A 7,322-nucleotide genomic window follows, 5' to 3' on the forward strand; every position below is an offset into this window, starting at 1 on the left:
GATTAAAGCCGCTGACGAACTAGGATTGATTATGGTATTCACTGGCGTGCGCCACTTCCTCCATTAAGTAGTTTACGCACCTTACACAACAAAAATTAGTGGTGGTGCAATGCCCCACCACTAATTGACTCTAAAATTTTACGTAAAAAAGGATGCAATGCGCCCTTTTTACGTATAGCTGTCGCTGTACTAGGACATAAACCCCAAGAATTGACTGGCGGCGCGAAGCGCTGCCAGTCAATTCTTGGGGTTTGATTTGTCCGTGACTGTAGCTATAAAAAACTAAAACAGAGAGCATACCGCCCGCGCAGCGGGCGGTATGCTCTTCTATGCCCAGCTACTTATTCTTTAAATATCATTACCCAGCCAAATTCTCACCCCCCACATTGCCATGATCAGCATCAATAGAACTATATCGCGAGGGAAAAACCGAAGCGGATTCCAAACCACGAGATGCGTATTTGGGGAGGTAAATCCGCGTACTTGCATGGCGCTAGCGGTCTGTTCGGCACGAATGAAGAGATTGTCGATCAATCGTTCCGCCAGAATTAACCAAATTTGAGTAGTGCGTTTGAAACCGAGCTTTTTCCAATTAATCGATCGCGTCCGCATTGCTCTTGCAAGGTTCTGGACTTCTTCTAAAACCAGAGGGACAAAACGGAGAGCAAGCGTCAAAGTCAACACAATTTCTACTACGGGAATTTTTAGGAACTTCAGGGGCGCAAAAATTGCCGCGATCGCCGCAGTAATTTCCTCAGGTGCAGTCACCAATAAAAACAAGGTCGGTGCGTATAGATAGGTAAAAATCAAGGTGCAAACGCGCACGCCCAATTCTCGCGATCGACGAGTAACCGTAATATTTCCTGCTTTCCAAACCACATACCGATAGGAATTGGGTTGGGGGAGGTTAATCGTTAGGGGGGAAACCGTCGGACTGGTGCTGGTTACCTCGATTTCAGGAATGGGGCGGCGAGGCTGAATTGTGGCATTAGTCCCGTCAGGAGAAACTGTAGCGATCGCCAAGGTCATCAAGCCAAGTAACAGTAAAATCCCCATTTGCTGTTTCCAAACCCGTAACGGAATACGTGACGCTAGGGTCAACAGGATCAGTAAGACTGCGATCGCAATCCGCCAAGGTTCATTGGCTTGGATCGGTGACAATAAAATGGTTAATAGTCCAAACAATTTAATGCGTGGATCGATTCGGTGCAGCCATGTAATTGGCTGTTCGAGATAAAGTCCAATGGGAAGCGATCGCAGTATATCCACTATGTTTTGATCTTTTCAGGGATTTGTTGGTAAGTAGCAACCAGAGGAGGATACCGCCCGCTGCGCGGGCGGTATCCTCTCTGGTTGCTACTTCGCATCTCCCAATATACCAATAAGTAGTTCAGCATAATTAATTTGGGTAGCTGTGATGATTAGCGATCGCACTATTCGCGGCGGGTGGGCAACTGCCCCTTTTTGAGAATGTCGATTACCGCTGCATGACGTTTGAGATCGTTTTGAACTTGTTCGTAAATATTGCGATCGCAGCCTTTTAGCCCAATTACGCCATAGAGTCGCACATTACCAACCCGACCTTTAAGCGCATGTTCGCCGAAATCTACCACATCAATTTCATCCTTGACAATTTCGTAGAGAGTACTTGTGATCACAATATCCGTTCCCAGATCCTTGGTCATACCCTCAACTCGACTGGCAACATTAACCGTATCGCCAATTACCGCATACTCAAGGCGACGGGACGAACCGATATTCCCAACAGTTACTTCTCCATAGTTAATTCCGATTCCATTGGAGAAAGGGATTTTGTTTTCAGCCTGCCAGAGTTGACGAAGTTCCATTAATACCGATCGCATATTTAAAGCAGCATGGATTGCATTCATGGCATCATCCTTCTCACCCCGTGATACGGGCGAACCAAACTCAGCCATGATCGCATCGCCAATAAATTTATCAATCGTGCCTTGGTATTCTAAAATCGCGTCTACCATCCCTCCTAAATAGGTATTCAACTGTTGGATCAGCAGTTTGGCAGGAAGGCGACTAGAGAGCGTGGTAAAGCCACGAATATCGGAAAAGAGTACGGCAGCTTTGATCGTCCGCCCTTCTAATAGATCGCGAAAATTATCGGGTTGATTGACGATTTCTTCTACGATCGGTGCGGCGACATAACGCTCTAAAGTGCGGCGGAGTAGGATTTTATCAATCTGTGCGGCAATGGAACCTGTAGTTAAGAGCGCAATCCCATTTAGCCCGATCGCGATCGTGGGAATCGCCACGGGTAAGATCGTGCTGGTGTAAATGAAGCAAACATATCCCATGCCAAACCAAGCGATCGCAATCCCAAAGGCAGTCAGGATCTGCGTAGTTGGGCGTTTAAGCAGACAGAGAATGCCGCCAGAGATCCCTACAAGTAAGAAAGTAAAAATACCTTGTTGAAAAGGGTTGGCAAATAATCTTGCCATACTCTTATTCTCCATTAGGGTCGCGATCGCATTGGCATGGATCTCAATCCCTGACATTCTGCCCACTGCCGAATTTTGGATATCTTGTTTAGATGCTGCTGTTGCGCCAATGAGAACGATCTTATCCTGAAAAAATTTACCGCCTTGAAGTTGCTCGCTATTCCAATTATCAGGATCGACCACATAATAGAATGGAACTAATTGCTGAGCGTTTGACCAAGTATCAAATCCACCATAGAAATAGATACCATCCCCCTTGGGCTTAGGATAACTAATCTTGGCAACGTTCAGTGCTGAAGCCGCAAAGGTCGGTACGGGGGGCAAGCCACTTTCGGCGGGAGGCTGTACGCCTAAACGGTGAATGTTACCCGTAACTTCTGGTTGAAAATTAATCAGCCCTAACGTATTTGGTTTTATTTGGAAAACGGACTCTGGCGTGGCAAGCTGCATAATACTTGCTTCTCCCATTTGAGAGAGTTCGTAACTGGCGGCAAATACGGCTTTATCGCCATACTTCGTAATTGCGCCTTGAAATTTTTTGTCGTCATCCGCACCATGATCCCCAGGGGTCACAAACAAAATATCAAAAGCAACTACCTTTGCCCCAGCCTTAACTAGTTTTTCTAGAACTTGGGCATAGACGACCCGCTTCCATGTCGTCGTCCGAAAGGGTTCTAAAAAGGGACGCTTTTGGGGATCGTAAAATTCCCCTTGCCGTAGGGAGAGATCGTCGATCGCTAAAATTACAATATTTTTGGGAGGAGCTACCGTCCCGCGCCAGTTAAAAAATGCTGACTGGGTTTGTCTTTCTAGGCTCTGGACTTCCTTGAGTTCCAGCCCAGTGGCAATCGCACTCAAAGTCGCGATCGAGCCAATCAAAGCATAACCAATAAATTTGGGACTAGATAAAAATTTAAAACTCTTCCTCAGGCTTACTAATAGCGAAGTAGTCTCTAGCCAAAGTTCTAACATGATTATCTCTCCCAAAAGTTTAATAATAGTTGCAGACTATCTGGTTTCGATGATTGATAGCAATCGCCAAAACCATGAAATAGCAAATTTCGTTGAATTTTGTGGAATTTATATTTCTAACTTGCAAATTTTAAGGCTAGATTTGTAATAGTTCAAAAATTTTGATTTAGGATGGGCGGCGCATAGCGCCGCCCATCCTAAATCAAAATTTTATCTGCAATCCCCATATTTAAGTATTTAGGCAGTATGCCCCATCCTATTTATCTGACGAAATCCGATCTCAAGACTGTCCGCAGTTGCTCGACAAAACTTTATTACAAAAAATTAGGCTACCCTACTGTCGATCGCGTGGATCCTTATACCAGAATATTAGCTGATGGGAATTTTATTATTAGCAAGATCGCCCATCTTCTGCATCCTGAAGGGATTTATGTTTCGGCAAATCTCAATTCCGATGAGCATATTGCCCAAGCGATGCAGGAAACGATCGCTCAATTACAAAAAGAGAATGTGACGCTATTTGAGCCAGTGCTCTATGCCGATCGTAAATTAGCGCGGGCTGATATTCTCGTCAAGCAGGGCGATCGCATTGAAATTATAGAAATTCGTGCCAAAGGGTTTGATAGTAAAGCCCATGATGAATTAATCAAAAATCGCCATCTCTCCCTTTTTCGCAATAAACGTACTGGTAAAGTGGGTGGGGAATGGCGGCATATTATCGAAGAAGTTGCTTACCAAGTCGGCATTTTACAAGAAATGCTAGCCGAGCATTTACCCCAACTTCAAGTTGAAATTGCGCCCTATCTCATCGTTCCTGACCGCACTAAAACCACTGCGATCGATAACCTTGCATCCTATTTCCAAATTCAACGTGTATCTAGTCCCCGCAATTCCTTTTCTAAACTCAATGGGGTGACTATCAACTTTTCTGGGGATATGCAAGAATTATGGCAGGATCAATTTCTAACTAAGGTCAGTATTGAGTCTGAGGTTGCGGAATTAGTCGAACCCACGATTACGACAGCCCAAAAATATATCGGCTACCTCATCGAGCGATCGCCAGAAATTTTTGCACCGATTAGTAAAAGTTGCAAAGGCTGTGAATATCGGGCAAGCGCTCAAGATTCCCGCGATGGCTTTAAGGAATGCTGGGGAGATCTTGCTGAGGTAGAACATCACGTATTGGAACTTTATCAAATGGGGAGAATTGGGGGCAATGAAACGCCTCTGGTCAACGAAATGATCGAGCAAAAGCAGGTCAGCATGTTTGATGTGCCCCTTGAAGAACTCAATGACGGAACCTATAGCGAACGACAGCTCATTCAGATCGAATATACCCAAAAGAATAAAGAATGGATTTCCGATGAGCTTCCCAGCTTCTTACAAAAGGTCGAATATCCCATTCATTTTATTGATTTTGAAACCTCCCGTATGGCAATTCCCTACTATGCAGGGATGCAAACTTATGAGCAGGTTGCCTTCCAGTGGAGTTGTCACACGATCGCTGCACCCGACGCACCGCCGATTCAAACCGAATGGCTTGATCTGGAACATAATTTTCCCAATTTTCAATTTGCGGAATCTCTGATGGAATGCTTGGGCGATCGCGGTACAATTTTGACATGGGCAACCCATGAAAATAGTGTGCTGCGTGATATCTATTACCAAATGCAAGCCTATGACTATCAGAATCCCCAACTCCAAGCTTGGCTAGCAAATACCGCTAAACTAGGCACAAAGGGAACATCCCATTTAGTTGATATGAATGCACTCACGCTCAAACATTACTTCCATCCATTAATGAAGGGAAGAACTTCGTTGAAATGCGTCTTGCCTGCGGTGTGGAAGACCAATCCCTATCTACATGAAATACCTTACTTTAAGGAATACTATCAAGAGATAAATGGCGAGGTGCTCAGTCCTTACGATGTTTTGCCCCAGTTGCAAATTGGCGATCGCATTCAAGTGGTGAATGAAGGGGCTGGAGCCATGCTTGCCTATCAAGATCTAATGTATGGCGAAAATCGGGATCTGAGTCGAGACAATCAAGCTATGCGATCGCAATGGAAAGAATTACTCTATCAATATTGCCGCCTCGATACCATGGCAATGGTGATCATCTGGACGCATTGGCATAAGTTATGCCACAAGTCAAAAGGTACTGGTCAGCTAATAGGGGATGGATTATGAAATGCCCGTTTCGTGCCAACTAAAAAGGAGCAAATATGTCGATCACACTTTAGCTGACCAGTGCCTAATTAAGCATAGTAGTGAGAGCATACTAAGAAATGACAAAAAAGAGATGGCAAAAAAAATTATTCTTACAGTAATGATTTTATTCTTATTGATTAGTTGTAATATTTCTAATAAAATAGAACCTTCGGTTATCAATGTAGATCCACTAGTCAAAACAGAAGAAATCCCAATAAATTTTCAATACTTCTATCCTATCGAGTCAAATGGGAAGTGGGGTTATATCGACAAGTTTGGAGAAATTAAAATTAAACCTATATTTGAGAAGGCTGAGGAATTCAAGAGAAATAGGGCGGCAATAAAATTGGGGGGATGGGGATTTATTAACCCTGAGGGTGAAATGATAATTGAGCCAAAATTTGATGAGGTAAGAAGTTTCTATAACGGTGATTTTACGAAAGTAAGAATTAAACATACGTGGATGTATATTAGCGCTGATGGCGAGCCTCTTAATGAGCTAGAAAAGTTTAGGTTTATAGATATAGACAATTTTTCTGAAGGTTTAGTTCCAGCAAGTAATAATCGAGAGAATGAGGGTAGAGGATTTATCGACCAAAATGGTAATGTAATAATTGGATTTAAGTTTAGTGAAACTGGAGCTTTTCAGAATGGACTAACTCCAGTGAGTGTTAGAGAAAGAGGTTTCTTTTATTATAACTTTCTCTTCCGATATTTTTATATTAATCACAATGGAAAGCAAGCTTTCCCTTTTGACTCTTATGATTTTCTCCCTGATTTTTCTGATGGACTAGCAGCTGTACCTGATTACTTCTTTTGGAAAAAATCCTATGGATATATAGGGCTTGCTGAAAAAGGCAGAAACAGTTGCAATCAGTAGTTTCCAAAGGTTGTAAAAGCTGATAAAATGCAAGGAAAAAGCCCAAAAACAAGAAAAATCCTTGCATCAATAAAATTTTATGTACCGACGTTCCGCAAAAGGACAACTATCATTCGAGAACTTCTATCTTCCATTTAGTGGAAAACTATCAGGAGAGAATCGGTGGGTAAAGTTAGCGGAACTAATCCCATGGGAAAGTTTTGAGAGTGAATATGCAGAACAATTCAGCTCAGGTGAAGGAGCACCAGCCAAGAGCTTTCGGATGGCACTGGGAGCACTGATCATCAAAGAGAAACTAGGGACAAGCGATGAAGAGACAGTAGAACAGATCCGAGAGAATCCATATTTGCAATACTTTCTAGGGATATCAGAATACAGCGACAAAGCACCATTTGAAGCCAGCATGATGGTGCACTTTCGCAAACGATTGAATCTAGAGATCATCGGTAGAATCAACGAACAGATTGTAAAACATCCAATAGAATCGAAACAAAAAGAGAAAGAAGACGAACAGAGTCAAGAAGAAGACAAAGAACCACCGAACCAAGGCGGCGTTGCACAAATGAGAGATGAATGAGTAAATAAAAGATAACGAGTTTTAGCAATGAAAAACAATGAAATGTCCAAAGTGTGGTTCAACACATATTCGTAAAAATGGGAAACGAGGAGACAAACAAAATCATATTTGTGCTGATTGCGGTCGTCAGTTCATTGATAACTACTCAGTGCTTGGATATTCGCAAGATGTACAAAAGAATATGACCTAAAAATGTACTGACAACGGCATG

At 43.0% G+C, this 7,322-nt stretch carries 4 protein-coding genes and 2 pseudogenes; 4 read left to right on the forward strand and 2 right to left on the reverse strand.

Annotation, left to right across the window (positions count from 1 at the left end; genetic code table 11):
- Window positions 1-348: 348 nt before the first annotated feature.
- The gene (locus PSE7429_RS19365; RefSeq protein WP_009629032.1) at window positions 349-1,269 is read right to left on the reverse strand and encodes an energy-coupling factor transporter transmembrane component T family protein; all 921 of its coding nucleotides are present in this window, start codon (window positions 1,267-1,269) and stop codon (window positions 349-351) included.
- A 164-nt stretch (window positions 1,270-1,433) separates the two neighbouring features.
- Window positions 1,434-3,443, reverse strand: coding sequence for an adenylate/guanylate cyclase domain-containing protein (locus PSE7429_RS19370; RefSeq protein ID WP_009629033.1), 2,010 nt, complete (start codon window positions 3,441-3,443; stop codon window positions 1,434-1,436).
- Between the two features lie 246 nt (window positions 3,444-3,689).
- On the opposite strand from PSE7429_RS19370, the gene PSE7429_RS19375 reads away from it, so the two are divergent.
- The 4 genes and pseudogenes from PSE7429_RS19375 to PSE7429_RS24685 form a co-directional block, all read left to right on the forward strand.
- Window positions 3,690-5,633, forward strand: coding sequence for a DUF2779 domain-containing protein (locus tag PSE7429_RS19375; protein ID WP_009629034.1), 1,944 nt, complete (start codon window positions 3,690-3,692; stop codon window positions 5,631-5,633).
- Between the two features lie 112 nt (window positions 5,634-5,745).
- On the forward strand, window positions 5,746-6,534 hold the full coding sequence (locus PSE7429_RS19380; protein WP_158467653.1) for a WG repeat-containing protein: 789 nt from the start codon (window positions 5,746-5,748) through the stop codon (window positions 6,532-6,534).
- A gap of 79 nt (window positions 6,535-6,613) precedes the next feature.
- Window positions 6,614-6,977 (forward strand): annotated as a pseudogene (locus tag PSE7429_RS19385) (transposase); the annotation flags it as partial.
- 171 nt (window positions 6,978-7,148) lie between these two features.
- Window positions 7,149-7,274, forward strand: a pseudogene (locus PSE7429_RS24685) (IS1/IS1595 family N-terminal zinc-binding domain-containing protein); the annotation flags it as partial.
- Between the last annotated feature and the right edge of the window lie 48 nt (window positions 7,275-7,322).

The organism is Pseudanabaena biceps PCC 7429, from assembly GCF_000332215.1.
Taxonomy (GTDB): Bacteria; Cyanobacteriota; Cyanobacteriia; order Pseudanabaenales; family Pseudanabaenaceae; genus Pseudanabaena; species Pseudanabaena biceps.

What these genes read in the sequence shown, in the direction of transcription:
- PSE7429_RS19370 (WP_009629033.1), bottom strand. Translation starts at nt 3,443, where the DNA reads ATGTTAGAACTTTGGCTAGAGACTACTTCGCTATTAGTAAGCCTGAGG.
- PSE7429_RS19375 (WP_009629034.1), top strand. Translation starts at nt 3,690, where the DNA reads ATGCCCCATCCTATTTATCTGACGAAATCCGATCTCAAGACTGTCCGC.
- PSE7429_RS19380 (WP_158467653.1), top strand. Translation starts at nt 5,746, where the DNA reads ATGGCAAAAAAAATTATTCTTACAGTAATGATTTTATTCTTATTGATT.